Source organism: Mesorhizobium sp. M0208, assembly GCF_040322015.1.
Lineage (GTDB): Bacteria > Pseudomonadota > Alphaproteobacteria > Rhizobiales > Rhizobiaceae > Mesorhizobium.
The window spans coordinates 167,799-192,636 of the sequence record NZ_JAMYSP010000009.1 but is presented as its reverse complement, the minus strand read 5'-3'; the positions used below and the strand labels follow the sequence as shown (position 1 = coordinate 192,636).

The following is a 24,838-nucleotide window of genomic DNA, read 5'->3' as shown; positions in this document are numbered from 1 at the left end:
CCGCCTTGTTGAACAATGCTTGCTTTGCTTCCGATGCGTAATCTCCGGCTTTCCTGGTGATCTCGTCACGCGCATCGTGGAGCGCTTCCGTCGCGGTCTGCTTTTCCCGTTGTAGTCTTTCCGAAAGCTCGCTTCTGGCTGTCTCGAAATCGGCCGTCTGACGGCCTTGATCGTCTTTGTCCTGCATGGTGTCTCCTAGTGGAATCCGAGGAAGGAGAGGATCGCAAGCACGACGACGACAAGGCCGATGAGATAAATAACACTGTTCATGGCGCAATCTCCTCCACTGCGCACCGAACTTGCATGTGCTTCCCGTGTTCCCCTCAGGCGTCATCTTTTTGTAAGCGAAGCCTAACCAGCCTCAAGACGGGATCTTGTCCTGTGCCGATGGGGGTGAGCGCGCGGTTGGAAATGATACGAGACCGGACTCCGGTGCGACTTACAGGTCGAGACGCACGTCCGCTCCGGCAGATATTCGCGGTGCAGGGGCCGGAATTTTCCGCAGCGCTTTGACTGGGCATTATCGCAGTGGGACCTGCCTGCGACCTACCACTCGATCGCAGGCCGCGCGATCATCAGCCAGAAAATCCCGAGCACGGCAGCGAAGGCAGGGAAGCCGAAGGCGAACCACAACCAGAACAGCCGATGGTAGCGTGGCGGCAACGGCGCGCCTGCAGCGGCGGCTTGCGATGCCAGCTTGCGCATCTCCATTTGCATCCAGACGACCGGGAGCCAGAACATTCCGGTGAAGATATAGAGCGCGATCGAAAGTACGATCCAGCCCTCCGACAGCGAGTAGCCTGCCTGCCAGGCGAGCGCGGCTCCGGTCAAAGGTTGCGCGACCACGGCCGTCGCTGTGAAAAGGAAGTCGGCGACGACGACGATACGCGCCACCGCCGCAACCGTCGCGGCATTGCCGGTCCTGTGGGCGAACAGCATGAAGAAAGCGATGCCGGCGCCGGTGCCGAGCAGCACAGATGCGCTGATAACATGCAGAAATTTCAGCAGGAAATAGAGCATCAACGCTCCTCCAGCACTGCCAAGGCCACAAAGTGCAGCACCAGGATCGGCAGCACTTTAAGGAACGGCCCAAGCGGGTCGTTCCACAGATCGGGGCTCAGGAAGCTTCCGACGACCAGATAGAAAAGCGAGAGCGCGATGCCGCCATAGAGGCCTTTTCGCGCCGCCGGCCGCCAGGCTATGAGCACGCCGATGGCGATGTCGGCAAGAGCGCCGGCGATCACGATCGGTGCCGACAAGATGCCGGCGCCCGTGCCTTGCATCAGATCGACGCCGCTGCCGTAGCCGGTTGTCAGCGACACGATTCCGGTCATGATCCAGAAGACGGGCAGGACGACGAAGATCGCCGGCTTGATGAAATACAGCCGGGCAAACCATTTCTCCTGCACCGTTGCCGGATTGAGCGCGAGGAAGCCCGCCAGGGTTTGCGGGCGTATGCCAGTCGCGGCGGTCCAGTCCGAGGGATCTCCAACCGCTCCTCGGGCGATCTCCCTGGCCGCGTTGGTGCGCATCGGTGGACGCCAGCCGAACATCGCGGCAAGGTCGCCTAGGCGGTAGAGAAGCCTTGCAACAGCCGTCGGCAAGACAAACCTGGCTGCCAGACCCCAACCGAGCCACCGGCGATAACTGCCGACGACCTCGTCCATGCTCAGTTGTTCGGGACCGACAAGTTCCAGCACGACGCGAGACGGACTGGCGGGATCGAGAAGGAAAATGACCGTTGAGACCACATCGTCGAGTAGTACCACCTGGAGCCGGCCGGTGCCGGGCATGGACGGCAGCACTGGCAGCGAAGCGAGACCCCGAAACAATGCGCTGGCCCCAAACACCGGCCGGCCGAGCACCACGGACGGGCGCAGGACAACCCAATCCAGATCAAGCGTCATAAGCGCCTGGTCCCCGGCCAGTTTCGTCGCCGAGAACGCCGAAGGCTGCGCCCGATCGACGCCGATCGCCGAGAAGTGGATCACCCGGGCAACCCCTGCCCGCGCACAGGCGAGAAAGAGTGCGACCGCCGCATCGCGATGGACTTCGCGCGTCTTTTCACGGGGGCTGTCCTGGAGAACGCCGGCACAATTCACGACGGCGTCGACACCCCTGAGATGCGGTAGCCAGTCTTCGGGCTGCAGCGCCACCGCCATGTCCAGCACCAGCAATTGGTAATTGCCGGCCCGGTTTGCACCGGGGCTGCGGACCAATCCGATTACCTCATGCCCTTCGGAAAGAAGGCGTGCCACGACGGAGGCACCGATCAGGCCGGTGGCGCCGGTAACCAGGACTTTCACTGAACCCCATTCTCCGACGGCGGGAAAGTGTCGTTCATTCCGGTTTATCGCCCTCGATACTGCCCTTCATAGCGGAAAGTTCTTCCATCGCGCACAACAGTCGCGGCTGCGTCGGGTCGGAGATGTCGAGCTTGTCCCAGGGAATGCGGTACATGCTGTCGTGACTGCGCAGTCGAAAGACTTCGAGGACCGCCGTGCCGATGGCCGAAGCGGAAAGACGCTCGAACGCCGCGTGGATGCCGACGTGGTACTCGGTAACCACGAGGTCGTCGCCATCCGGTTCGGCGCGTATCTCCTCGATATGGCCGATGCTTTTGCCGCGCTGCGAAAGCACATTTCTGCCTGCCAATTGCTCAAGGTTGACGGTGGCCATCATCCGGCTCCCGGGATACGCCTTATGACATGGTCGCGCAGCCAATCCTGCCAGTCGAAAATCGCCGTTTCACGCACGTCGATGTCGAATTCGATGTCGACGCCGATGTCGCGCACCTTGTTCCAGGCGATGCGGTGCGGTTCGGCATGGCGCTTGCCGCCGAGCCTTGCCGCAAGGCGCGCCATCCAGCGCCCGGATCGCTCGCCAAGCCGACGCGCTAGCGTGATCGAGCCGAGCTCGACCGCAACGATTTTGGGTGGCTTGCCCGGCCTGACCTCGGCTACCAGCCCGTCCACCTTGCCGATCTTGACCTGCTCACGGTCAACCACTTGCTTGTCCAGGATGTCGCGCAGCAAATCCATCACGTGCCTCCGAATATCTGCAAAGGAATGGTCACGATCGCGAGCACGAAACCGAGCGCAATGATGAAGATGACCGCGGCATTCGCGATCATGCCATTGCGGTGCTCGCCGACATAACGCTCGTCATTCAGCAGGAAAAGGAACGGCACCACGGTCAGCGGCAGGCTGGCGGCCGTCAGCGCCATGGAAAAGATGGTTAGCTTCAGCGGATCGAGACCCAGGGCGATCGGAATGGCGGCGAGAAACAGCGAGACCGTGTAGACGGTGCTGAAGCCGGGATCGTCGCGCGGTTTCAGGTCCTCGCCCCAGGTCCAGCCGAAACCCTGCGCCACTAAGTACGCTTGCTGCAGCCCGATTTCGAGCGCAGCGCCGAAGCAGGCTATGCCTAGTGAAGCAACGAACAGGACGAATCCCCAGAAACCGAAGATCTGGATCAGCATCAGCGGCAATTGATGGTAGTCGTCGACCTGCTCTATGCCGTGCGCTGCCAGCACGAGCGCCGCCACGATCAGCACGCCGATCGAGATTGTGCCGCCAAAACTCATTCCCAATCCGGCAATGGCCCGATTGGTCCCGAGATAGCTCTTGTCCCACTGGTCCTCGATGGCTCCCGACGAATAGAACATGAACAGGTAGGGCGAGACCGACGCACCAAGAATACTGACCGCCATGAACCAGTAATTGGCCGCGTCGTGCTCGGGCAGAGTGGGGACGGCACCGGCCGCGACCTGCCCCCAATCGGGCTTCAGCATGACGGCGCCGACCACGAAGCACAACGTGACCAGGCCGAGGATCGAGACGCCCTTTTCAATGAAGCCGAACGTGCCTTTCCAGAGGAACAGCCATGCCAGAAAAGCGACCGGCAGGGCCCACCACTGAAAGCCGATGCCGGTGGCGAGCTCAAGCGCAATGGCGACACCGCCGATCTCGGCTGCCATGACCATGAAGTTGACCAGCAAAGTCGCAAGCAACGGCCACAGAAAGGCGGTGAAGCCAAACCGTTCCCGAATCCCGTCGGCGATGGTGTGATGGCTGACGGCGGCGAAGCGGCCGGCCATCTCGACCAGGAAGATGATGCAGATCGTGCCCAGGAGGACGGCCCAGATCAGCTGGAACCTGAACGCTGCACCCGCCTGTGCGGCGGTTGCCATCGATCCGACCTCTAGAAAGCCACCGACGCTGGTGACGATGCCCAGCGATATTTCGAGCAGCTTCTTCATGGTTTCGGCGCGAAATGTTTGGCGTAGGATGCATTCAGGGCGGCGGTGGCAGCCTGGATATCCTGCTGCGCCTGTTCCGCCTCCGATCGGTTGCCGTCCTGCACCGCCGTCGCGGCGCGTGTCACCGCCGCCGACAGCTGTCCGATTACCGCCGTCAGACCGGCTTGCTCGCTGGGCTCAGTCGACTTGGCGGACTGGATTTGCGCACCGGCATCGACGAGCGCCTTGCCGACCGATTGCAACGTGCGCGACGTATATGTCGAAGGGGCTGCCCCGGCGGCCCAGGCACCCAGGACCAGCGATGCGGTCTGTGCGGCCGAAGCCGCGGTTTTCGACTGCTGCTCGATCTGGTCGGAAGGCGAGCATGCCGTCAGCACAAACGTTGTCAGCAACAGGCACAGCCGGTCCGGTCGAAGACCAATAGCTGCAATGGCATCTACAATACGTGTTTGTAGCGTTGCTGCCACACGATTGTTCTCCCCGGCACCAGGCGACCTCGGCGTACAATTTCATCTAGGGCGCCTGGTGGTCACGTCAACTGAACCGTCGGGAACTGCCTGGCAACGCGGAACAAACCTTCGATCGCCGGATTAGGGATATCAGGAGGCAAAGGTCATGGACAAGGAAGAGCGTATCAGGCAGCGGGCCCATGAGATATGGGAGCGCGAAGGCCGTCCGCAAGGACGCGAGCGCGAGCATTGGGACCAGGCCGTGCAGGAGATCGAAGCTGAGGGCTCCGAAGCCGAACGCGGTCCGGTCGTGCCCGATCCAACGGTTGAGACCGGCTCCGATCCCGAGGTGCGCGGCAGCAAGCGGCGGGGGAAGTGAGCCCCAATGCCTCGTCTCGTCGCCTGGATCGTGGTCGTACTGGTCGTGCTCTTCGCCGCATGGCTGATGCTTGGGCGCGACAGGACCAGCACTGGTGGCGAAACTCAGCCCTCGCCACATGCAATAGACCAGAATGGATAGGAGCTGACATGACGGCTAGGGAAAGCCATCCCGAACAGGACCCTGCGGAAGGATCGCGATCGACGATAGAAAAGCAGCTCCGCAAGGAGCAAGGCGGCGAGGCGAAGAATCGCGAAGCCAAGCCAACTTCCGACAAATCCGGCAGCAAGGCCAAGTTGCCTCCGGAAGCGCCGAAGAAAGGCTCAGGCCTGGACTGAGCGGCTGGTTTCACGTTTCCACGTCGTCATTCCTCCTCGCTCCGTCGCGCGAATGGTTGTCATTCGGGCAGATCGCCGGCAGCCGCTTCTGTCCTCTTTCCAGCCGAGCCGGTGCCTTGAAATAATGAGGATAGCGTTCCCGGACGATTGCGAGCACCTCGAAGATGCGGCGAAGATGCGTTCGCATCGCCTCTTCCGCCGCAAATGCGTCGGCCTGCTCGAGCGCATCGACGATCCGCCGATGTTGGCCGAGAACCACCGACATGCTGTCGAGGCGCGGGAAAGACAGGAAGCGGAAACGGTCCATGTGCAGCTTCGCCGCGCTGATGTCGGCCCAGATTCCGGGGAAGCCGGCATGGCTGGCAATGTGCTGGTGGAACAGCTCGTCCGACTTGAAGAAGCGCCTGTCGTCCGAGATGGAGGCGAACGTCTCCTGGGCCGCCAGTTCGCCTTTGAGCATGGCGAGCAGTTCGGCGCGGCGCGGGCTCTCGACCGCACGCTTGACCAGGCCGACTTCAAGCGCTTCGCGCAGGAACTGCGATTTCTCGAGATCGGCGATCCGCAGCGGCGCCACCATGCTGCCGCGCTGCGGATAGATGTCGATCAGGCCAAGTCCGGCCAGCCGGGCGAGCGCCTCTCTGACCGGCGTGCGGCTCACGCCGAGGGCTTCCGACATCGCCTTTTCGGAAATCAGCTCGTGCGGCTTCAGGCGGAAGGTCAGGATCTGGTCGAGCAGGACCTCGAACGTCCTCGCCGCGACTGAAGCGCCGGGGCCGGTTTCGCCAAGCCGCCCCTCGGTGATGGTCCGCATTCCCAAAAGCCTTGCCATCGGCAATTCCCTTAAAGGCTCGGCAGCTTCAAGCCGTTCATGAAATGGCTGCGCAAGCAGCAGCGCCGATGTTATTCCTTGCGCGGAGAACCGCCGATGCGCGCCAGCAGGCCGCCATCGACGCGCACGACTTCGCCGGTGACGAAGGAGGCATCGTCGGACAGCAGGAAGGCAACGACGGCCGCAATCTCTTGCGGCTGGGCGGTGCGGCCGAGCGGATGCATGTTGTCAAGGATGCGCATGATCTCGTCGGGCTTATCGTTCAGCTTGACCGCATCCCGCAGCATCGGCGTGTCGACCGCGCCCGGAGCCACGGCATTGACGCGCACACCGAGCGGCGCATAGTCGACGGCCATGGATTTGACCAGCCCGATCAAGCCGTGCTTGGCCGTGCTGTAGGCCAGAACCCCTTCCTGGCTGGCCAGGCCTTGCACCGAGCTCATATGGACGATGGCGCCGCGGCTTTGCCGCAGCAGCGGCATCGCCGCGCGGGAGAGCAGATAGGCAGCCTTGAGGTTGACATTCATCACCTCGTCCCAAAGCGCCTCGTCCGTGGTCTCCACCGTTCCGTAACGCTGGATGCCGGCATTGTGGGAAAGCATGTCGAGCCCGCCGAACGCGGACCGGGCAAGCTCGACGGCGCGGCCGCAGGCTTCGGTGTCGGCGGTCGAGCCGAGCACGGTGTGCACGGTCACGCCGCGCGCCGCAAGCTGCGCCGCGACCTCGTCCAGCTGATCGCCCACACGGTCGAAGAGGATCAGGTCGACACCTTGCTGGGCCAGCCTTTCGGCGACAGCACGGCCGATGCCCATGGCCGCCCCGGTGACCAGTGCGCGTTTCTTGAACTCAGCCATTTCTCCTCCCACGAACAGTTGCAGCGGCTGCCATGGTAGTCGATCAGCGACGTATGACGTACCCTTTTCGCTGAGCCGGCCCGAGCGTATTCGGCGTCATGTCGATCCTTGCATGAAGGCCAGTGTTTCCGCGCGCGTCGGCGCGCCGAGCCGTCCGCCAAAACGCAGGCACTTCAGCGCAGCGGCGGCGCTTGCCACTGCTATGGCCTGCTCCTCATCCCAACCTTCAGCCAGCCCCAGAGCGAAGGTGCCGTGAAACACGTCGCCCGCCGCCAGCGTGTCGACGGCTTCGACTCGCGGCGACGGCAGATGACGGACATCATTGCTGCTCGGGTGCTGGAACGCGGTGCCGTTCGCCCCATCGGTGATCGCGACGAAGGCGCCGGTCCGTTCGCCCAGAATAGCGACGGCGGAACCGGCGGAAACCTCTGGACCGCAAAGGATACGCGCCGCGGGCAGCGAAGCAATGACATGCGAGGCGAGCGGCAGCAATCGGTCGAGCACCGGTCGCGACGCAATATCGGCGTCGAGGATCGCCGGAATGCAGCATTCGCGGGCCTTCGCCAGCGCCATCGCGGCGGCTCCGGGCCAACGAACGTCGACCAGGACGGCGTCGAAGCGGGAAAAATCCACGGGCGGAAGACGGTCCGGATCGGCTTGCGTGACGGAATCGTAGAAGGGCACAATCATGCGCTCGCCGGCGGCATCGACCAGGATCGTGGCAATGGCCGAGCGGCCATCTTCAACCCTGCGCACCAACGAACAGTCGACCCGCTCCGCCGCCATCTGGGCGATGACATCGCGGCCGACGGCATCGTTGCCGACGCTTGCCCATAGCCAGACCTGCCCGCCCTGGCGGCTTGCCGACGCGGCGGCACTTGCCGCCATGCCGGCGGCGATCTGCACGGCCTCGCTCGGCAGGAACTTGCCGGCGCCGGACGGCAGGACATCGAGGCGCAAGATCGTGTCGTAGGTGAGCGCGCCGACGCAGAGCAGGCGGGGCGCCCTCATTGCAGCCTATAACCGCGCTGATGGGCAATCGCCGTCATTACGCCTCTCAGTTCGGCAAGGCCGCGAAGACGGCCGATCACGGGGTAGCCGGGATGGGTGTGCCGCGTGGCGTCATCGATCAGCTCGTGGCCGTGATCCGGGCGAAACGGCAGCAGCGCCGGTTGCCCGGCGTCGCGGCGGCGTTGCTGCTCGTCGAGCAAGATCGAGACCACCGAAACCATGTCGACATCCCCGTTCAGATGCTCGGACTCCATGAACGACCCGTCCGGATCCTTGCTGACGTTGCGCAGGTGCACGAAGTTGATCTTGTGCGCAAAGCGCCTGGCGATGGCGGGCACGTCATTGGCCGGATTGGCGCCCAGCGACCCCGTGCACAAGGTAAGGCCGCTATGGGCCGATGGCACCGCATCCAGGATAAAGGCGATGTCGTCGGCGTTCTTGACGATCCGGCACAGGCCGACGAGATCGCGCGGCGGATCGTCCGGGTGGATCGCCAACGTGACGCCCGCCTCTTCGGCCGCCGGCAGCACGTGTTCGAGAAAACGGACGAGATTCTCGCGCAGCCGGTCGTGAGACAGGCTAGACTGCTCGGCCACCACTTCGCGCAATTCCGCTATGTCATAGCGCTTGAAGGCGCCCGGCAGGCCGGCCATGATGTTGGCAAGCAGACGCTCTTTTGACGCATCCGGCGTCGCCTCGAACCATTCGCTTGCCCGCTGGAGAACATCGGACGCATAGTCGCGCTCAGATCCCTTGCGCTGCAGCATGTAACAATCGAACGCGGCAAGCTCGTGCATGTTCATGCGGAGCGCCCGTCCGCCGCCCGGCAGCGGCGCAGCCAGGTCGGTCCGGGTCCAGTCGAGGATCAGCATGAAGTTGTAGCAGACGGTGCGCACACCGCAGGCGCCGAGATTGCGTAAGGTCTGCCTGAAATTGTCGTAGAGCCGGTCGAGATCGCCGCGGCCGAGCTTGATGTCCTCGTGCACGGGCACGCTCTCGACGACGCTCCATTTGAGGCCCATCGCCTGATCCGCCTCGATAAGCGCCTGGCGCTGCCTGATGGCGTGGATCGGCCAGACTTCGCCGTAAGGAATGTCGTGCAATGCCGTCACGATGCCGGTCGCGCCGGCCTGCCTGGCATGGGCAAGCGTTGCCGCGTCGCTCGGGCCAAACCATCGCCACGTCTGCTCCATTCGACCTCCAGCTACGGCTCCCCGACGAGACTGCTGTCTATTGGATGCCACCATGGCAGTCAATTGCTTGCCGCAGCCCAGTGCTGTGTCCGCGTTCGGGCGGCCGCCCTTAGAGATTACAACGATACGTGGCGTTCAGATTGAACGGCTACGCAAGATCCGGGTTTCGGCTGGCCCAAAGCATGCCGCGCTCGAACATCGTACGCATTTGCGGCACTGCGAACTCGTCGGCGGTGTGGCCGAGTGCGCTGTAGAAGACGCGGCCCTTGCCGTAGCGGCGCTTCCAGACAACCGGCATGACGACGCCGGCGATGAAATCGAGATGCTCGCCGGTGAAAGTAGTCGTCGCCAGCACCTCGTTGGTCGGATCGACATGCATGTAATACTGCTCTGAACGGTAGGCGAAGCCGTCGATGCCCTGCATGACCGGATCGTCTGGCATGGTGATATCGACGTGATAGTCGATGATGCTGCCTGGATGGGCGACCCACTGGCCGCCGGTCATGAACTGGTATTCCGGCTCGTTGCGGAAGCTGTCGCACATCGTGCCGTGAAAGCCCGCAAGGCCGGTGCCGGCCCCGACGGCGTTGGTCAGGTTTTGCAGTTCCGGCCTTTCGATCGTCGACATGGTGATCACCGGGACAATGAGATCGAGCTTGCCCAGTTGCGGATCGGCAAGCGCCGAAGTCCCCTGCTCCAGCTGCACGTCGAAGCCGTTGCCGGCCAGCATCTCCTTGACGATGTGGGCGCTACGGGCCGGCGTGTGGCCTTCCCAGCCGCCCCAGAAAATCAGTGCCGTCTTGCTCATCGTGTCATCCCCTATTCCAGAATTCCGAAAGGTAGATCGGCGTGCATTGGCGCCGGCCGCGCGCAGCCATATCTCAGGTCGATACGCCGCCCTGTCTCTGCTGAAGAGATGATCGATTCCATGATTTCCAGGACATGGAGGGAAAGATCGAGGCTGGCGCGGTGTTGCCTGCCCGAGACGATCGCCTGCGCCATGTCGGCGAGGCCGAGGCCCCGGTAATTGCCGTCGCCATAGGAATGGATCTGATCGGCCACCGTCCAGTCGCCCTTGCGCTGGCTGGTCCTGATGTCGCCCTGGAACTGATTGGGATCAGAGACGATCATCGAGCCGGTGGTCCCGTAAAGTTCGATGTGATTGTGTTCATGCTTCCAGACGTCGAAGCTGGTGGTGATCGAAACCGCCGCGCCGTTCTCGAATGCGAGCAGGCCGGAAATATGGGTCGGCACCTCGACCCGGATGGTTTCGCCCTGGCGCGGTCCGGAACCGATGATGCGGGTGGGATAGGATGACTTCGCCTGTCCGGTCACGGATTTTACCGGACCCAGGAGATTGACTAGGCAGGTCAGATAGTACGGTCCCATGTCGAGCATCGGCCCACCGCCGGGCTGATAGTAGAAATTCGGATTGGGATGCCAGAGCTCGTGGCCGGGCACCTGCATGAAGGCAGAGCCGGCGACGATGGTTCCAACCGCATCCTCATCGACCAGGCGCCGCGCCGTCTGGTGGGAGCCGCCAAGAAAAGTGTCGGGTGCGCAGCCGACGCGCACGCCCTGTTCGCGCGCGGCCGCGACCAGCCGCTCGGCGTCGCTGAGCGTCGTTGCCAGCGGCTTCTCGGAATAGACGTGCTTGCCTTGCCCGACAGCCTGCAGGCCGACCGGCACATGATGCTGCGGCGTCGTCAGATTGAGCACGATCTCGACGCGCGGATCGGCCAACAGCGCGTCGACCGGCATCGCAGCCAGGCCGTAGGCCGCTGCCTTGGCCTCGGCTGCCGCCCGGTTGATGTCGGCGACGCCGATAATGTCGAGCACCGGGAATTGCGGCGATGCCTTCAGATAGGCATCCGAAATGTTGCCGCAGCCGATAATGCCGACACCGATCCTCCGCATGGGCTTCTCCTCAAAAGGCGGCATTGATGAAACAGCAGAACTCGTTTGTCACCCCCCTTTCGGCCGGACGCGGTTGTCCCGTGACAAGTGCTTACCTCGAGAGCCTCAGAACCGCCGCCCGATCACAATCGCGCGCTTATGCGCGAGCCGCTTGCTTTCGAGGTCGAACGGCCGGTACTCAGCAACACTGCTTCCTGTAGCTTGCTCGACATTTTGATGCCGGCTTTGAGCACAGCACAGATTTTCACCCGTAGAAGGACGCACATGATCCGCCCACAAGGAACCATCGCACCGATCCTGACGCCGTTCGAAAACGACGGCTGCATTGCCCGCGACCTCTGGATATCACACGCCAAGTGGGTGCTGGATCAGGGAGCGCATTTCCTGTCGCCGTTCGGCACCACGGGCGAGGCGTTGTCCGTCTCGTTGCGCGAGCGCATGCAGGCGCTGGAGTGGCTGGTCGAGGCCGGCATTTCGCCAAGCCGGCTTATGCCCGGCACCGGTGTCACAGCACTTGCCGAGACTGTCGAGCTGACCGCGCATGCCGTCGGGCTCGGCTGTGCCGGGGTGATGGTGCTGCCGTCGTTCTTCTATACGGCCGCCGGCGACACCGGTCAGGCCCGTTATTATGGCGAGCTGATCGAACGGGTGGCGAACCCGGCGATGAGGATGATCCTCTACCACATCCCGCAAAATTCCGGCGTAGCGGTGAGCCCGGCGCTGACCGCCCGATTGAGCGAAGCGTTTCCCGATGTCGTGGTGGCTTACAAGGACAGCGCCGGCGACTGGAACAACACCGCGGCGGTCATTGCGGCAGCCCCAAGGGTCGCGGTGTTCCCGAGTTCGGAAGCACAGCTGACGAAAGGCCTCGCCAACGGTGCTGCCGGCTGCATCTCGGCGACAGTCAATCTGAATGCCGCAGCGATCCGGGCCCTCTACGACGCAGTGCTGGCGGGAGAGGACACTACGGACGCGGATGCCGCCATCAGGGCGTTCCGCAAAATCATCCAGGACGCCGGCCTCATCACTGCGATGAAGGCAGTGCTGGCGGTACGGTCCGGCGACAGACGCTGGCTGAATCTGCGCGCGCCGCATGAGAACGCGACGCAAGCCACCGGCGAAGCCGTGCTCGCCGCTCTCGGCCCGCTAGCCGACCATATCGGCCGGAGCTGACTATCGGGCCGTGTTCAGGGCGGCAGCAGCGCGTATCAGCGCCTTGAACGCATTCTCATCTATGTCTTCGCCCTCACGGATATCGATGGCGCGCCTGGTGTTGCCTTCGAGGCTGGAGTTGAACAGGCCGGAAGGGTCCTGCAGCGAGGCGCCCTTTGCGAAGGTCACTTTCACGACGTTCTTGTAGGTCTCGCCAGTGCAGATTATTCCGGCGTGCGACCACACCGGAACGCCTCGCCACTTCCACTCCTCGACCACTTCCGGGTCGGCCTGCTTGATGAGGGCGCGGACATGGGAAAGCGTCTTGCCTCGCCAATCGCCCAGCTCGCTGATCCTCGCATCGATCAGCTGAGAGGGAGAGTTGTCTGCACTTCTTTCCATTGAGTCACTCTTCATCATCATTGTCGCTTTCCCTTGGTTGTTGCCGCTCGCCCGTCACATGAATACCGCTAGTCGGCACCGGATTTGCCGGGATGACTGGCATTCCACTCACATTCGCTCGCCTGGCAATTGGCTGGCTTGCTTTATCCAGTCGGCGAGTTGAGCTTCGTCGAGCAGGTCGTCCTCGTAGATATCGAGGTAGCGCACGTCCTTGTGCTTGGACTCACCGGGTGGGACGGGACGCAGCGACGCGCCGCGGAAGAAAGCCAGCTTGATGTACTTTGTGAAGCAATGGAAGTTGAGGAACCACCCCTGACCCTCTACGCCGTAGAAGGGCGAGTTCCATTTGACGGCCTTGCGCACGTCAGGGACGTTGCGCACGATGAGCGCGTCGAGGCGACGCGCGACGTCGCGTTTCCAGCCCGGCATGGCCGCGATGTAGGCCTGCACAGGAGCGTCACCATCACCCTTCGGGATCTGCGGGTTGCCGCCTGCGAGGAGGACCGGCTTGGCGGCTGCAGGCTTGGCGGCGGACTTCTTCGCGACCGCCGATGACTTGATGGACGTCTTGTTGGCCATGCATTCACTCCAATGCGCCGGTGCCCCCCGCGCTGCGCCGCTTGGGCGCGTAAGGCAGCACGAACATGTACAGTCCGGTAAGCAGGAGCAAGCCGAGTGGAAACAGCGGCATGAGGTATACCCAGTAGGAGGGTTCCTTGCCTACTCCCAGGCTGATGAAGATGGCGGCGACGACCGCCGCAAAGATGATCGACAGCCAGCGGTGGATCTGCCGAACCCATTTGTTCCAATCCATTGAGACCTCCTCTGAAGACGAACCGAGCGGATCGGGCGGCCCGTTTGGCGGCTCCCGCCGGGCAGCCACGCCACTGAATGCGTGCCTTACCAGCGCGCCAGCTGTGTGATTTGAATGAGATTGCCGCAGTTGTCGTTCAGCTGGGCTATGATCGAGCCGGTTACTTCGGTCGGCGGCATGGTGAACTTGGCGCCGCGCGCTTTGATGCGCTCGTAGTCCTCCTTGACGTTATCGGTGAAGAACATGACCGCGGGCTGGCCCTGCTGGAAAATAGCTTGCTGGTAGGTCTTTGCAGCGGGGTTGTCATTGAGCGCGAGTTGCAGCTCGGCACCGTCCGGCTCGTCGGGTGATGCGACGGTCAGCCAGCGAAACGGCCCATTGCTGAAATCGGCCTTCTTGGTAAAGCCGAGCGTTTCGGTGTAGAAACCCAGAGCCTTTTCCTGGTCATCCACGTATACTTTGGTCAACTTGATCTTCATTGGCTTGCCTCCATTATCGCTCCGCCATCTGCCGCCCTGTAACAGAGCCCTTGCTTGAATAGCGCAGGCGGATCTCAGTCCGTTCGCGCAAGAACCTGCTCCAGATCGTCAAAGAACCTCGGCCAGCCGACTTTGGCACCCCGGAAGTAAGGCTGCTGATCCGGCCGGAAGCCCGACTGTTCCATACGCAAGCGGGCGCCGATGCTCGTGGGGGTGATCGTCCAGGAGACGACACTCTTGAGATCCTTGGTATCCCACGTGTAAGTCAGCGTTCTGTTAGGCTCGACCGTCTGGACCTGACATTCGACAGAGCCCCAGGCCGCGTGAAGGTTGAAACGGTGGTCCGCGACAGGTTTGAAGTCGTTTTTCATGAGCCACTCCTCGATCAAGTGTGGTTGCGTGAGCGCGCGCCAGATCTTCTCGGGCGGATAAGCGATTTCCCGTTCGACAATGACGGAGAGCGTTTCGGTCGCTATTTCGTTCACTGGTCCATCCTTTTGAGCAGGTCCTCGAGGTCGTCGAACCGGCTCTGCTAGAACCCGGTCATCTGACTTGTCCAGTCGATCAAGGGGGCAAGCGCCGCAAGCTGCGCGCTATAATGGGTCTGCCGTCCCGCATGGCGGTCGCGCACCAGCCCCGCCCGCCGCAAAACCCCGAGATGTTTCGACACGGCCGGTTGCGAGATCCCGGCCTGAGCCGTCAGCGCGCCGACTGTCTGCTCTCCCTCGCGACACAGTCGCTCAAAAATAGCGCGCCGAGTCGGATCGGCAAGCGTTCTGAAGAGCACATCGTGAGCGTTTGGCATTGGGATAGATAACCCTTCGGCTATTGATCGATGCATAACCACCGGGATATGTGTGAGTCAAGCGGGAAGCGGCATAATTCTCGTTGCAGGAGCGGTCACTTGCTTCGCTCACGCAGCCAGTTGCTCATTCGCCGTGCACTGGAATTGTCACACGTAATGCGCTATATGACCATCTACATGGTCAGGAGCTGACATGGGCGCGGTCAATCTGGCGGACGCCAAGGCACATCTGAGTGAGCTCATCGACCGGGTCGAGGCTGGAGACTCGATCGACATAACCCGGCGTGGCAAGCCGGTCGCCAGGCTCACGGCCGTGGCCCGCCCTCGCAAACGGATCGACGCCGTCCTGCTCCAATCCCTGACCGCAACCATGCCTCTGCAGGCTCAGGCTGCCGCCGATCTGGTGCGATCGATGCGAGATGGCGATCGCTATTGATGTCCTATCTCGATACTTCGCTGATCGTCGCGGCGCTATCCAACGAAGCCATGACCGCGCGCGTTCAGGGCTGGCTGGCGGAGCAGGACCCAGCGCAACTTGTGATCAGCGACTGGACCATCACCGAGATGTCCTCCGCCATGGCGATCAAGCTTCGGACCGGACAGATCGACTTGGAGCAGCGCGCGGCTGCGCTCGCGATGTTCAATAAGCTGGTCGCTGAGAGCTTCACCGTGCTGCCGGTGACGGGCGGGCATTTTCAGGTCGCCGCGAAATTCGCCGATCAGCATATGCTCGGGCTTCGTGCTGGCGACGCCCTGCACCTCGCGACGGCATCGGAGCATGGCGCCACAGTGTGGACCCTCGACCAGCGGCTCGCCGAGGCAGGACCGATTCTCGGCGTACCGACGCAGTTGCTGGCATGATCAGGGCCTCTCCTCCAAAATGAATATACCCAAGCTGCGTTGCGAGTTGATCACGCTCATTGAAGGGAGCTGGCCGGGAGCGAACTGGCGGCTTTCGATGTTGCCCTAGCGGCGCGTCGGGCACGCAGAGCGATGCTGTCAACCACAAGCGTCTGCACGGGCGAGGAGAAAGGCCGCTTCGCGCGCGTTGCGGGTGAGCTTGGCCGCAGCCTCGAACTCGGCGCGGGCCTCGGCCAGCCGGCCGGCCCGAAACAGAAAATCGCCCCTCGCCGCCGGCAATGGCGCATAATTGCGCAAGGCGGCGGCGTCGGCAATCTCGTCCACCAGCCGCAGGCCCGCTTCAGGCCCGAAGGCCATGCTGTGGGCGACCGCTCGATTGAGATCGACCACCGGCGAGGGCATCACTGCTCGTAGCCGGTCGTAGAGCGCTGCGATGCGGGGCCAGTCGGTATCGGCCAGACTGCGCGCCCGCGCGTGACAGGCTGCAAGCGCGGCCTGCAACACATAGGGGCCATCGCCCCCGAGAGCTTCGGCACGGGCCAGCGCGTCAAGGCCCCGGCGGATCAACAGTTGGTCCCAGCGTGCGCGGTTTTGCTCAGTCAGGGTCGAGAGGGCGCCGTCCGGCCCGATGCGTGCGGGCAGGCGCGATGCCTGGATTTCCATCAGAGCCAGCAGACCGAACACCTCGGCATCCTCGGCCATCAGACCCGCCAGCATGCGGCCCAGCCGTTGTGCCTCCAGGCACAGGCCCGGCCGGACAAGGTCGTCGCCGGCCGTGGCAGCATAGCCTTCATTGAAGATGAGGTAGATGACCTCCAGCACCGAGGAAAGACGCACTGCACGCTCGGCACCGCGCGGCACCTCGAAGCTAAGCCCCGCCTTTCCGATCGTCCTCTTCGCGCGGACGATGCGCTGGGCGATCGTCACCTCGCTCGACAGGAAAGCACGGGCGATCTCGTCCGTCGTCAGGCCGCCGATGACACGCAGCGTGAGCGCTGCGCGAGCGTCGGCCGAAAGTATCGGGTGGCAGGCTGTGAAGATGAGGCCCAGCAGCTCGTCGCCAAGATCGTCGTTCATGGCCATTTCGTTTCCCTCGGCCGTACGGTCGCACTCGCCGTCCAGCTCCCGGGCGATCTCCTCATGCTTGCGCTCGCGCATCTTGTCGCGACGGATCGCGTCGATGGCGCGGCGTTTGGCGACCGTCATCAGCCAAGCGCCGGGATTGGCCGGAACGCCGGTCCTGGACCATTCGGAGAGGGCTATGACCAGGGCGTCCTGCACCAGTTCCTCTGCAAGGTCGACATTGCGCACGAGGCGGGCCAGGCCCGCAATGAGCCGGGCCCGTTCAATGCGAAAAATCGCCTCGATCGCCTGGTGCGTCTCGCCTGCGGTCATGCCGCCTTGTCGGCCAAAGCCACAATGGAGGCAAGCAGGTTGCGGCCGACAGGTTCAGTTGCCGCTACGCTTCTCGCGCGTCCGGTCACGGATTTCCGTGACCTCCGGCGTCAGATTCCCATTGCCAATCAGCCATCTCGTACAGCGGCCGGATTTCGATCTCGCTCGGTCCCGGCATGGGATTGGGGCAGCGCTTCACCCAGGCGACCGCCTCGTCCATGTCCTTGACTTCCCAGAGCCAAAAACCGGCGACCAGTTCGCGGGTCTCGGCGAAAGGCCCGTCGATGACCGTCCGGCGGGGACCATCGAACGCAACGCGCTTGCCCTGCGAGGAGGGCTTGAGGCCGTCGGCGTCGAGCAAGATGCCGGCATTGCGCAGCTCGTCGTTAAATCTGCCCATCGCCTCCATCGCCTCTTTCGCCTCGGGCGTCGGGAGAAAGCCCTTTTCGCTGTCCTCGGTAGCCTTCACGAGCACCATCACACGCATCGTCTGTCTCCTTGTTTGAGCCGGCCTCACCGACCGGCAGCGAAACGACGAACGGAGTTTAGGAAATCGACATTGTCCTGCAGATTTTTTTTCGAGCTTGAAGAGAAAGATGCCGATGGCTGCTCCCCTGGTCAGGGGTCGCGATGGCGCGATATCGAGATTGGGCGCTACGCTGGTCGCGGATTGTAAGTAATTCTACGCTAAAGTCCTCCGCGTCCAGCCGCGTTGGTTCCGCTCTTGGACCCGACACGCATGAGTGGCCTGCCTAAACCATTTCGGGACGTTTAGAAGCCTCGCGGATCGCCTTGTGCACGCGGCGCTGCAAATCCATGAAGGCCGGAGTTTCCATGACCTCTTCCCGGCGCGGGCGCTCGATATCGACATTGAAGGTCTGCATGATGCGTCCCGGCCCGATCCCCATCACGACGATGCGGTCCGACAGGTAGACGGCTTCTTCCACATCATGGGTGACGAAGAGCACGGTGAGCCTGTGCTCCTCCCAGATCTGCGTCAGGAGTTCCTGCATCTGATGCCTGGTCAAGGCATCGAGCGCGCCAAAGGGCTCGTCCATCAGAAGCATTTTGGGTCGATAGGAAAGGGCACGCGCTATGGCCACGCGCTGCTTCATGCCGCCAGAAAGCTCAGATGGATAGCGATTGGCGCTATGAGGGAGCTTGACCAGATCGAGATGCTCGCGCGCTATCCTGCGGCAGGTCGCGCGGTCATGACCCGCGGCCTTGAGCGCGAACTCGATGTTCTGCTGCGCCGTCAGCCAGGGAAGCAGGGTGTAGGACTGAAAGACGACGCCGCGGTCGAGGCCCGGCCGCAGGATGGGCGCACCATCGATAGCAAGATCTCCCGCGTCGAAATCCTGCAGTCCGGCAACGATCGACAGCAGCGTGCTCTTGCCGCAACCCGACGTGCCCACCAGCGAGACGAACTCGTTGTCGGCAAGATCGAGATTGATATCGCGCAGCACTTCCGTGCGCCGTGCGCCCGTGCCGAAGCTTTTGTGGAGGCCTTCGATCCGCAGTTTGGGCAAACTCATCGGCCCGGCCTCATTGCACGTGGCCCTCCTGCCGGAACAGCACTTTTCCCAGTGCCTTCATGACCTGGTCGGTAATGAGGCCAAGCACGCCCAGCAGCAGGATGTAGCCGATGATGGTGTTTGTCTGGAAATAGCGCTGGGACACGGTGATGCGGTAGCCGAGGCCTGATGTCGCCGCGACAAGTTCCGCCAACACCAGCCAGGTCCATGCCCAGCCGAGACTTATGCGCAACGTATCCCAGATGCCTGGCAAGGCGCTGGGAACGACGATGCGCGTCAGGATCTTGCGATCCGGCAGGCCGAGCGTCCTGCCAAGGCCGATGAAATCAGCGGGAACCCGCTTCACATTGTCCATGATCATCAGCACCTGCTGGAAGAAGGTGCCTATGAAGATGATCAGGAATTTCTGGGCATCGCCCGTCCCCGACCACAGGATGGAGAGAGGCACGAAAGCGACCACCGGCATGTAGCGGATGAAATCCACAAGTGGCTCGATCGCCGCTTCCCAGGTTCTGAAGCTGCCGATCAGCACGCCGATCGGAATCGCCAATGCGGAGGCGATGAGAAAGCCAACAGAAATACGGTATATCGAGGTCCTGAGATCCAGCCATAGCGTGCCGTCACCCGAGAGCTTGCCGAGCTGGGTCACCACGCTTCCCGGCGACGGCAGGAAAATTGGCTTTACCAGTCCCAGCCCCGTTGCCGCCCACCAGGCGAGGCCGAGGCCGGCAAAGACGGCCACTGCTATCATCAGGAAGCGCGAGCGTGCGATGGGCGCGCCGAGCCCGGAGGAGCGGCGACGGCGCATCGGCTGTTTGATCGCCGGCCCCGGCGCTGCGTGAGACGGGCTTGGCTCGGTCGCACGCTGCTCGGACATTTGCGTCACCACCGCGAGCCGGCCCTCGTCATTTCGCGGCCTTGACGAATGACGGGTCGATCATCTGTTCCGGCGTCACGTCCGCCTGCAGCAGCCCGGCGTTCTTGGCGGCCGCCTCTACATCCGCAAATGTCTTGGTGGAGAACTCCCCGGTCAGCGCATCCTTGTTTTCGGCGAGAGTATAGTAACGCACGCCATCAAAGGCGGTGTTGAGGTCTTCGACGCTCGACCCGACCGCCTTGGAGATGATCGCCCGGCCGTCGGGCGTGTCGGCGTTGTAGGCCTTCAGGGCCGCATCCCAGGTCTTGATCATGGCAAGCACCTGGCCGGGACGCGACTTGATCACCTCGTCGCGCACCACGAATACGTCACTGATCAGGCCGGGATCTTCGCCCGCGGTGAAGAGCAGCTTGAGGTCTTTGTTCTGCGCTCTTGCCGCGGTCAGATAAGGCTCATAGGTGACTGCGACTGGAACCTGGCCGGCGATCAAGGCGCTGCCGGCATCCGCCGCCGGCATTGGAACCGGCTGGACATCGGCGATCGACATGCCGTTCTTGGCGAGCGCGTATTTGAGCAGGATGTCGCTCGTCGTGCCTTCCTCAAAAGCAACCTGTTTGCCCTTGAGGTCGGCGACGGTGGCGATGTCCTTGCCGGCGATCATGGCGTCTGCCGTCATGCTGACGTCGAGCAGAAGCACGATCTTCACCGGCAGGCCGGCCGCAACCATTCCCATAGCCGTGTGCGTCGCGATGTTGGCGGCATCGAGCTGGCCGCTCGCCAGGGCGGCGTTGATATCCTTGTCCTCCGCGAAGTTCACGATCTGCACGTCGGACAGCCCGCTTGCCTTGAACAGGCCCTTGGCCTCGGCGACGTGCCACTGGCCGTAGCCCAGCCATGGCTCGATGCCGATCTTGAACGTTCCTGCCTCAGGCGTCGCCGGAATTGTCGTGTCGGCCGCGTAGGCCGCCGGGGCAAACCCGACAGCAGCAGCCATAACGAGCGCCCGAAATTGTCCTGCTAGATTACGCATCATCTTGTTCCCCTTGATGATCACGCCGCTTTTTTGAACCAAACTCCGGCCTGGTGAGAATGCCGGCGTCTGCTCTTGCGGCACCGTGCCTCGGCATCTTAGCTGCCCGTTCAACGAAAGTGCGACGACACTTCAACGTTAGCAATAGCGGATGTCAAGGCTAAATACATACATGCATATACAAGTTAGACCCCTCCTTCCGAGTCTGATTCGCTTCACTGCGATCAAGTTTTTTTAGACGGAGAATACCGGCTGCCAAGCGAGTAGCGGCTGCCAACGTAAGTCAGCTTGCTGATCGTGGCAACGATGGCGCCCGTCCATGTCCGGCGATGCAGAAACAGGCAGCAGCTGCCGACATCGATGCCCAGATGCCGCGCCGTCTCGGCATCGGCAGGGGTCGCCGAGATGATGTGCTCGACCTCCGTCACCGGGGTTTTCTGCATGAGGTAGTCGTAGGTTGCTGTCTTGGAAAAGTCCTGCTTGTCATAGTCGGGTATCAGGCCCGGGTTCACGAAACGCTCTTCCAGTTGCACAGGCAGGTCGTTCTCGAAGTTGACGACGATGGAATGATAGACCGGCGCGCGTTTTGCGAACTCGAAGGAAAGCGCGAGCTCCTTTGTCGGCGTGATCTTTTCGAGCACGATAACCTCGGAGCGATGCCTGTTTCCCCGCGCGACAATTTCCGCCGCGATGTTGTTGATCTCGATCAGTGCTGATTGCGGTCGAGGTGGCGCGATGAATGTGCCGACGCCCTGGAGCCGGATCAGAAAACCCGCAGAGGTCAACTCCCGCAAGGCACGATGGACCGTCATACGAGACACGCCGAGTGTCGCCACGAATTCATTTTCGGACGGCAGCTTCCGGTCCTTGCTCCATTGGCCCATTCCGATGTTCGTCAGGATGTAGTCCTTGACCTTCTCGTAAAGAGGGCTGGCGGTATCGGGCAAAGTGATCATTTCAAAATCCTTTCCGGCAACGTTCGGAAATCACACGCGCCCGGAAGACCGCATCCGGATGATTGTTTTCAAACCATCGCCCTGCCCCGCCAACAGCCGCTCATAGGCTGCGGGAACATCATCCAGGCCGATCTCGCGGTCGATCAGTTCGACCATGGGCTCGGTCAATTCGCCGAGCATCCGAATGGCGTCGGGAAGCTCATCGGCAAAGGCGTGGCATCCCAGCAATGCGATTTCGCGTTCAACCAGGATGTTGGGATCGATGTCGAGGCGCCCATGGAATATGCCGACCATCGCAACGGTGCCACCGGCATCGAGAACGCCGAGCAACTGGCTGAGTGCTGCGATGCTGCCGGTCGCTTCGACGGCAGCAAGCAGGGGGGCATCCGCGGTGGCGGCGGCAATGGCGTCCCGGTTCAAGTCGACGATGCTGGCGCCGGTCACCCGCGCCACCCGGGCGCATCGGCCAGGGTTGCGATCGGCGACGAGCACGGTACCTGCGAATGTCCGGGAAAGCAGCAGTGCGGCAAGCCCGCCAATAGTCCCGCAGCCGACCACAAGAACGGAGCCGGCCGTTTTCGGCAGACGCCGCACTGCGTGCAACGCTACAGCCAGCGGCTCGGCCATCGCAGCGACCCGTTCGTCAAGCGCGGCATCGACGACGTGCAGCAGGCGTGCGGGCAGGACCGCCTGTTCGGCAAATCCGCCGTCGCATATCTCGCCGACAAAGCCCAGCGACGTGCAAAGGTGCCGCCTGCCTGCATGGCATTGCGCGCATTCTCCACACCAGAAACGGGAATCGGCGACCACGCGGTCGCCAACAGCGACGATGTCCACGCCCTCGCCGATAGCGATCACCGTGCCTGTCAGCTCATGGCCAGCCGTCGAGGGCGCCCGGCTTATCCATTGGCCCGTGCGAAAGTTGTGAAGATCGGAACCGCAAATGCCTGCGGCATCGACCCTCAGCTTCACCCAGCCTGGCTCGGGAGCGGCTGGCGCGGCGATATCCTCGACGCGCAGGTCGCCGGGTCCATGGAGTCGCGCCGCCCTCATCGTCATCGTTTCCGCTCAGCCGGCGAGATAGCGATCGCGGATCTCCGAAACCGCGTTCTCATGCGAGCTGAACCCTTCGTAGCGGGCGAGCCTGCGGGCATGCAACGCGAGTTCCGGATAGGCCGCCGAGGTCACATAGCCGACCGACGATCTCTTGACGAAATCCGTCACCGAAAGCGGTCCAAAGGTTCGCGCCCACCGGCTGGTCGGCAGCACCGCATTGGGTCCCAGGACGAAGTTAGCGAGGGTCACCGGCGTGTGCGGTCCCATTAGGATCTCGGCGGCTTCTGTGATACGTCCAAGGTGCGCAAATGGCTCCGTTGACAGAATCTCGAGGTGCTCCGGGGCATAATCGTTGATGAAACGGTAGCTGTCCTCCAGCGACTCGGTCAGCACGATGCCGCCGCGCTTTCCAGTCAGCACCGCGCGCGAGAACTCCACACGCTGTTCGCTCATTCGGGACCAGTGTTCCGGTATCGCAATCAACGCGGCTTCGGCGACCTTGCGGCTATGCGTCACCAGATAGGCCGACGAATCCGGGCCGTGCTCGGCCTCTATCAACAGGTCAAGAGCGGCCAGGCCGCCGTCGACGCTGTCATCGGCAAAGATGATCGCTTCGGACGGGCCGGCAGGCAGGCCTGTGTTGATGATCGGGGACAACACGCTCTTTGCCGCCACCACCCACGGGCTCCCCGGCCCGACGATCTTCACGGCAGGCTTCACGGTCTCGGTTCCATAGGCGACGGCGGCGACCGCATGGGCGCCGCCGCACTTGTACACGGTCTCCACGCCGGCAATGCGGGCAGCAACCAGCGTCGCGGCGTCGACGGAACCATCCGAAGTCGCAGGCGTCACGATCGCGATCTGGGGAACCCCGGCAATCACCGCCGGAACCGAGGTCATCATCGTCACCGAGGGGAAGGCGCCTTTGCCGCGCGGAACATAAAGCGCAACGGAAGCAATCGGTGTGTATCGGTCACCCGCATAGGCGCCCGGCCGAACTTCCTTGAGCCACATCGTTTCCGGGCGCTGCTCCTCGTGGAAATGCCTTATGTTCTCAATGCCGAACCGGATACTCTCCACGACATCCTTGTCGACCTTGTCGAATGCCGCGTCGAACTCCGCTTCCGAAACTTTCAGCCCACCCTCGGCAACATCGGCTTTGTCGAGTTCGCGCGCAAACCGGAGCAAGGCCGTGTCACCTTCATCCTTGACGGCCTTGATGATTGGACGGACCTTTTCGATGAAGGAAGACAGATCTCCTTCTGCGCGTTTCAGTAAACTGGACCGCTGATCGACACTGAGGGATGACAGGCGGTGGAAGCTGACGTCAGACATGGCGGCTCCTTTTCTTAGGACGCAATTACGGTTAGCGCTTGTCGATCACTTCTGGGACACATCTCCAGCCCCTGAAGCCTTCAAATCGATGCGAGAAAGCCTCCATCCACGGGAATGGACTGGCCGGTTATGTAGGCTGCCGCATCCGAAGCGAGGAACACCGCGATTCCGTGCAGGTCCGGGAGATCACCAAAACGGCGCTGCGGAATCTTGGCGAGCATCGATTGCTGCCATGCCTGGTTGCTGTACAACACGTCTGTCATCGCTGTCCTGAAATAGCCAGGCGCAATGGCGTTGACCCGGATCCCAAGATCGGCCCACTCCGCCGCAAGCGCCCGCGTCATGCCGAGGAGGCCTGATTTCGACGAGCCGTACGGCACCGCCGTGGGAACCCCAACCTCGGAAGTTAACGAACAGAGATTGATAATGACGCCGGGCCGTCCGGCGTCTCTCATCTGCCGCGCAGCGGCCTGGGCGCAGAAGAAGGCGCCTTTGAGATTCGTATCGACAATCCTGTCCCACAAGGCCTCGTCGACATCGAGTGAAGGCCGGACCTCTTCCGTACCTGCATTGTTGACGAGAATATCGAGACCTCCGAGCAGGCTGCCGGCCTCGGCTGTCGCCGCCCGGCACCGGTCGACGTCAGTGACGTCCAGGGCGACGGCGTGCGCGACCCCGCCGGCGGTGCGGATAGCGGCCATCGTCTTCTCGAGCGAGGTCACGCTGCGCGCCGTGACGGCGACGTCGGCGCCGGCCGCGCTGAGCGCCTCGGCGATGCTGCGCCCGATGCCACGGCTTGCGCCGGTTACAAGCGCCTTCCTGCCTGACAGATCGAAGAGAGATGCGTTGCGCATGTCATCCTCCTTGGTAATGTCGCGCTTGGACCGATCACGTCGAGACTATCCGAATG

General features: G+C 62.6%; 33 protein-coding genes and 1 pseudogene. 6 read left to right on the top strand and 28 right to left on the bottom strand.

Going from position 1 to position 24,838, the window contains the following annotated elements:
- The 7 genes and pseudogenes from NKJ17_RS12475 to NKJ17_RS12445 all read right to left on the bottom strand — a co-directional run.
- Positions 1-187, bottom strand: a pseudogene (locus NKJ17_RS12475) (hypothetical protein); the annotation flags it as partial.
- 359 nt (positions 188-546) lie between these two features.
- On the bottom strand, positions 547-1,020 hold the full coding sequence (locus NKJ17_RS12470; RefSeq protein ID WP_352688547.1) for a DUF2269 family protein: 474 nt from the start codon (positions 1,018-1,020) through the stop codon (positions 547-549).
- Positions 1,020-2,306 carry an SDR family oxidoreductase gene (locus NKJ17_RS12465; RefSeq protein ID WP_352506813.1) on the bottom strand — a complete coding sequence of 429 codons (1,287 nt, stop codon included), beginning with the start codon at positions 2,304-2,306 and terminating at the stop codon, positions 1,020-1,022. The genes NKJ17_RS12470 and NKJ17_RS12465 overlap by 1 nt, the downstream gene beginning before the upstream one ends.
- A gap of 34 nt (positions 2,307-2,340) precedes the next feature.
- The gene (locus NKJ17_RS12460) at positions 2,341-2,679 is read right to left on the bottom strand and encodes a hypothetical protein (RefSeq protein ID WP_352506814.1); all 339 of its coding nucleotides are present in this window, start codon (positions 2,677-2,679) and stop codon (positions 2,341-2,343) included.
- Positions 2,679-3,041 carry a hypothetical protein gene (locus tag NKJ17_RS12455; RefSeq protein ID WP_352475750.1) on the bottom strand — a complete coding sequence of 121 codons (363 nt, stop codon included), beginning with the start codon at positions 3,039-3,041 and terminating at the stop codon, positions 2,679-2,681. Before NKJ17_RS12455 ends, NKJ17_RS12460 begins: the two co-directional genes overlap by 1 nt.
- Positions 3,041-4,261, bottom strand: a complete 1,221-nt coding sequence (locus NKJ17_RS12450; RefSeq protein WP_352506815.1) for an NRAMP family divalent metal transporter — start codon at positions 4,259-4,261, stop codon at positions 3,041-3,043. Before NKJ17_RS12450 ends, NKJ17_RS12455 begins: the two co-directional genes overlap by 1 nt.
- The gene (locus tag NKJ17_RS12445; RefSeq protein ID WP_352506816.1) at positions 4,258-4,653 is read right to left on the bottom strand and encodes a hypothetical protein; all 396 of its coding nucleotides are present in this window, start codon (positions 4,651-4,653) and stop codon (positions 4,258-4,260) included. The genes NKJ17_RS12450 and NKJ17_RS12445 overlap by 4 nt, the downstream gene beginning before the upstream one ends.
- A gap of 223 nt (positions 4,654-4,876) precedes the next feature.
- On the opposite strand from NKJ17_RS12445, the gene NKJ17_RS12440 reads away from it, so the two are divergent.
- From NKJ17_RS12440 to NKJ17_RS12430, 3 genes are read left to right on the top strand one after another with little or no spacing between them, the layout of a single operon-like run.
- On the top strand, positions 4,877-5,089 hold the full coding sequence (locus tag NKJ17_RS12440; protein WP_254818839.1) for a DUF2934 domain-containing protein: 213 nt from the start codon (positions 4,877-4,879) through the stop codon (positions 5,087-5,089).
- Positions 5,090-5,095: 6 nt separating this feature from the next.
- Positions 5,096-5,230 carry a hypothetical protein gene (locus NKJ17_RS12435; RefSeq protein ID WP_352688544.1) on the top strand — a complete coding sequence of 45 codons (135 nt, stop codon included), beginning with the start codon at positions 5,096-5,098 and terminating at the stop codon, positions 5,228-5,230.
- 8 nt (positions 5,231-5,238) lie between these two features.
- A complete protein-coding gene (locus NKJ17_RS12430) occupies positions 5,239-5,427 on the top strand; it encodes a hypothetical protein (RefSeq protein WP_352688542.1) in 189 nt (62 codons plus the stop codon).
- Between the two features lie 10 nt (positions 5,428-5,437).
- On the opposite strand, the gene NKJ17_RS12425 is transcribed toward NKJ17_RS12430, so the two are convergent.
- The 6 genes from NKJ17_RS12425 to NKJ17_RS12400 form a co-directional block, all read right to left on the bottom strand.
- Positions 5,438-6,256 (bottom strand): GntR family transcriptional regulator, encoded by an 819-nt coding sequence (locus tag NKJ17_RS12425; RefSeq protein ID WP_352688540.1) that lies wholly within the window; start codon positions 6,254-6,256, stop codon positions 5,438-5,440.
- A 71-nt stretch (positions 6,257-6,327) separates the two neighbouring features.
- Entirely contained in the window at positions 6,328-7,110 is a 783-nt protein-coding gene (locus NKJ17_RS12420; RefSeq protein ID WP_352506819.1) for an SDR family NAD(P)-dependent oxidoreductase, read from the bottom strand.
- Between the two features lie 96 nt (positions 7,111-7,206).
- Positions 7,207-8,121 (bottom strand): PfkB family carbohydrate kinase, encoded by a 915-nt coding sequence (locus NKJ17_RS12415; RefSeq protein ID WP_352688538.1) that lies wholly within the window; start codon positions 8,119-8,121, stop codon positions 7,207-7,209.
- On the bottom strand, positions 8,118-9,314 hold the full coding sequence (uxuA, locus tag NKJ17_RS12410; protein ID WP_352506821.1) for a mannonate dehydratase: 1,197 nt from the start codon (positions 9,312-9,314) through the stop codon (positions 8,118-8,120). The genes NKJ17_RS12415 and uxuA overlap by 4 nt, the downstream gene beginning before the upstream one ends.
- 148 nt (positions 9,315-9,462) lie before the next feature.
- On the bottom strand, positions 9,463-10,122 hold the full coding sequence (locus NKJ17_RS12405; RefSeq protein WP_352506822.1) for a ThuA domain-containing protein: 660 nt from the start codon (positions 10,120-10,122) through the stop codon (positions 9,463-9,465).
- Positions 10,123-10,133: 11 nt separating this feature from the next.
- Entirely contained in the window at positions 10,134-11,231 is a 1,098-nt protein-coding gene (locus NKJ17_RS12400; protein ID WP_352506823.1) for a Gfo/Idh/MocA family protein, read from the bottom strand.
- 264 nt (positions 11,232-11,495) lie between these two features.
- Between NKJ17_RS12400 and NKJ17_RS12395 the strand changes: the two genes are divergently transcribed.
- Positions 11,496-12,404 (top strand): dihydrodipicolinate synthase family protein, encoded by a 909-nt coding sequence (locus NKJ17_RS12395; protein ID WP_352688536.1) that lies wholly within the window; start codon positions 11,496-11,498, stop codon positions 12,402-12,404.
- Here NKJ17_RS12395 and NKJ17_RS12390 read toward each other — a convergent pair whose 3' ends face one another.
- The 6 genes from NKJ17_RS12390 to NKJ17_RS12365 form a co-directional block, all read right to left on the bottom strand.
- The gene (locus NKJ17_RS12390; RefSeq protein WP_352506910.1) at positions 12,405-12,803 is read right to left on the bottom strand and encodes a DUF1801 domain-containing protein; all 399 of its coding nucleotides are present in this window, start codon (positions 12,801-12,803) and stop codon (positions 12,405-12,407) included.
- 90 nt (positions 12,804-12,893) lie between these two features.
- Positions 12,894-13,364, bottom strand: a complete 471-nt coding sequence (locus tag NKJ17_RS12385) for a DUF1801 domain-containing protein (protein WP_352688534.1) — start codon at positions 13,362-13,364, stop codon at positions 12,894-12,896.
- 4 nt (positions 13,365-13,368) lie between these two features.
- Complete coding sequence (locus tag NKJ17_RS12380) at positions 13,369-13,599, bottom strand: hypothetical protein (RefSeq protein WP_352506826.1); 231 nt, start codon at positions 13,597-13,599, stop codon at positions 13,369-13,371.
- Positions 13,600-13,685: 86 nt separating this feature from the next.
- On the bottom strand, positions 13,686-14,078 hold the full coding sequence (locus tag NKJ17_RS12375) for a VOC family protein (protein WP_352506827.1): 393 nt from the start codon (positions 14,076-14,078) through the stop codon (positions 13,686-13,688).
- Positions 14,079-14,152: 74 nt separating this feature from the next.
- Entirely contained in the window at positions 14,153-14,563 is a 411-nt protein-coding gene (locus tag NKJ17_RS12370; protein ID WP_352506828.1) for an SRPBCC family protein, read from the bottom strand.
- Positions 14,564-14,610: 47 nt separating this feature from the next.
- A complete protein-coding gene (locus NKJ17_RS12365; RefSeq protein WP_352506829.1) occupies positions 14,611-14,883 on the bottom strand; it encodes an ArsR/SmtB family transcription factor in 273 nt (90 codons plus the stop codon).
- A 193-nt stretch (positions 14,884-15,076) separates the two neighbouring features.
- Here NKJ17_RS12365 and NKJ17_RS12360 point away from each other — a divergent pair, with 193 nt between their 5' ends.
- Positions 15,077-15,319 (top strand): type II toxin-antitoxin system Phd/YefM family antitoxin, encoded by a 243-nt coding sequence (locus tag NKJ17_RS12360; RefSeq protein WP_352475764.1) that lies wholly within the window; start codon positions 15,077-15,079, stop codon positions 15,317-15,319.
- Entirely contained in the window at positions 15,319-15,744 is a 426-nt protein-coding gene (locus NKJ17_RS12355; protein WP_352506830.1) for a type II toxin-antitoxin system VapC family toxin, read from the top strand. The genes NKJ17_RS12360 and NKJ17_RS12355 overlap by 1 nt, the downstream gene beginning before the upstream one ends.
- A 138-nt stretch (positions 15,745-15,882) precedes the next feature.
- Here the strand turns inward: NKJ17_RS12355 and NKJ17_RS12350 are convergent, their stop codons facing one another.
- From NKJ17_RS12350 to NKJ17_RS12310, 9 genes are all read right to left on the bottom strand, one after another.
- Positions 15,883-17,139: an RNA polymerase sigma factor gene (locus tag NKJ17_RS12350; RefSeq protein WP_352506831.1), complete on the bottom strand. Its 1,257-nt coding sequence runs from the start codon at positions 17,137-17,139 to the stop codon at positions 15,883-15,885.
- A gap of 85 nt (positions 17,140-17,224) precedes the next feature.
- Entirely contained in the window at positions 17,225-17,626 is a 402-nt protein-coding gene (locus tag NKJ17_RS12345) for a YciI family protein (RefSeq protein WP_352475767.1), read from the bottom strand.
- 265 nt (positions 17,627-17,891) lie between these two features.
- On the bottom strand, positions 17,892-18,674 hold the full coding sequence (locus tag NKJ17_RS12340) for an ABC transporter ATP-binding protein (RefSeq protein ID WP_352506832.1): 783 nt from the start codon (positions 18,672-18,674) through the stop codon (positions 17,892-17,894).
- A 10-nt stretch (positions 18,675-18,684) separates the two neighbouring features.
- Positions 18,685-19,482: an ABC transporter permease gene (locus tag NKJ17_RS12335; RefSeq protein ID WP_352688555.1), complete on the bottom strand. Its 798-nt coding sequence runs from the start codon at positions 19,480-19,482 to the stop codon at positions 18,685-18,687.
- A 97-nt stretch (positions 19,483-19,579) separates the two neighbouring features.
- Positions 19,580-20,581, bottom strand: coding sequence for an ABC transporter substrate-binding protein (locus tag NKJ17_RS12330; RefSeq protein ID WP_502895563.1), 1,002 nt, complete (start codon positions 20,579-20,581; stop codon positions 19,580-19,582).
- A 224-nt stretch (positions 20,582-20,805) separates the two neighbouring features.
- On the bottom strand, positions 20,806-21,537 hold the full coding sequence (hutC, locus tag NKJ17_RS12325; protein WP_352506833.1) for a histidine utilization transcriptional repressor HutC: 732 nt from the start codon (positions 21,535-21,537) through the stop codon (positions 20,806-20,808).
- A gap of 30 nt (positions 21,538-21,567) precedes the next feature.
- Positions 21,568-22,590 carry a zinc-dependent alcohol dehydrogenase gene (locus NKJ17_RS12320; RefSeq protein ID WP_352506834.1) on the bottom strand — a complete coding sequence of 341 codons (1,023 nt, stop codon included), beginning with the start codon at positions 22,588-22,590 and terminating at the stop codon, positions 21,568-21,570.
- Positions 22,591-22,605: 15 nt separating this feature from the next.
- Entirely contained in the window at positions 22,606-23,928 is a 1,323-nt protein-coding gene (hisD, locus tag NKJ17_RS12315; RefSeq protein ID WP_352506835.1) for a histidinol dehydrogenase, read from the bottom strand.
- Between the two features lie 80 nt (positions 23,929-24,008).
- Positions 24,009-24,782, bottom strand: a complete 774-nt coding sequence (locus NKJ17_RS12310; RefSeq protein WP_352506836.1) for an SDR family NAD(P)-dependent oxidoreductase — start codon at positions 24,780-24,782, stop codon at positions 24,009-24,011.
- Positions 24,783-24,838: the final 56 nt, after the last annotated feature.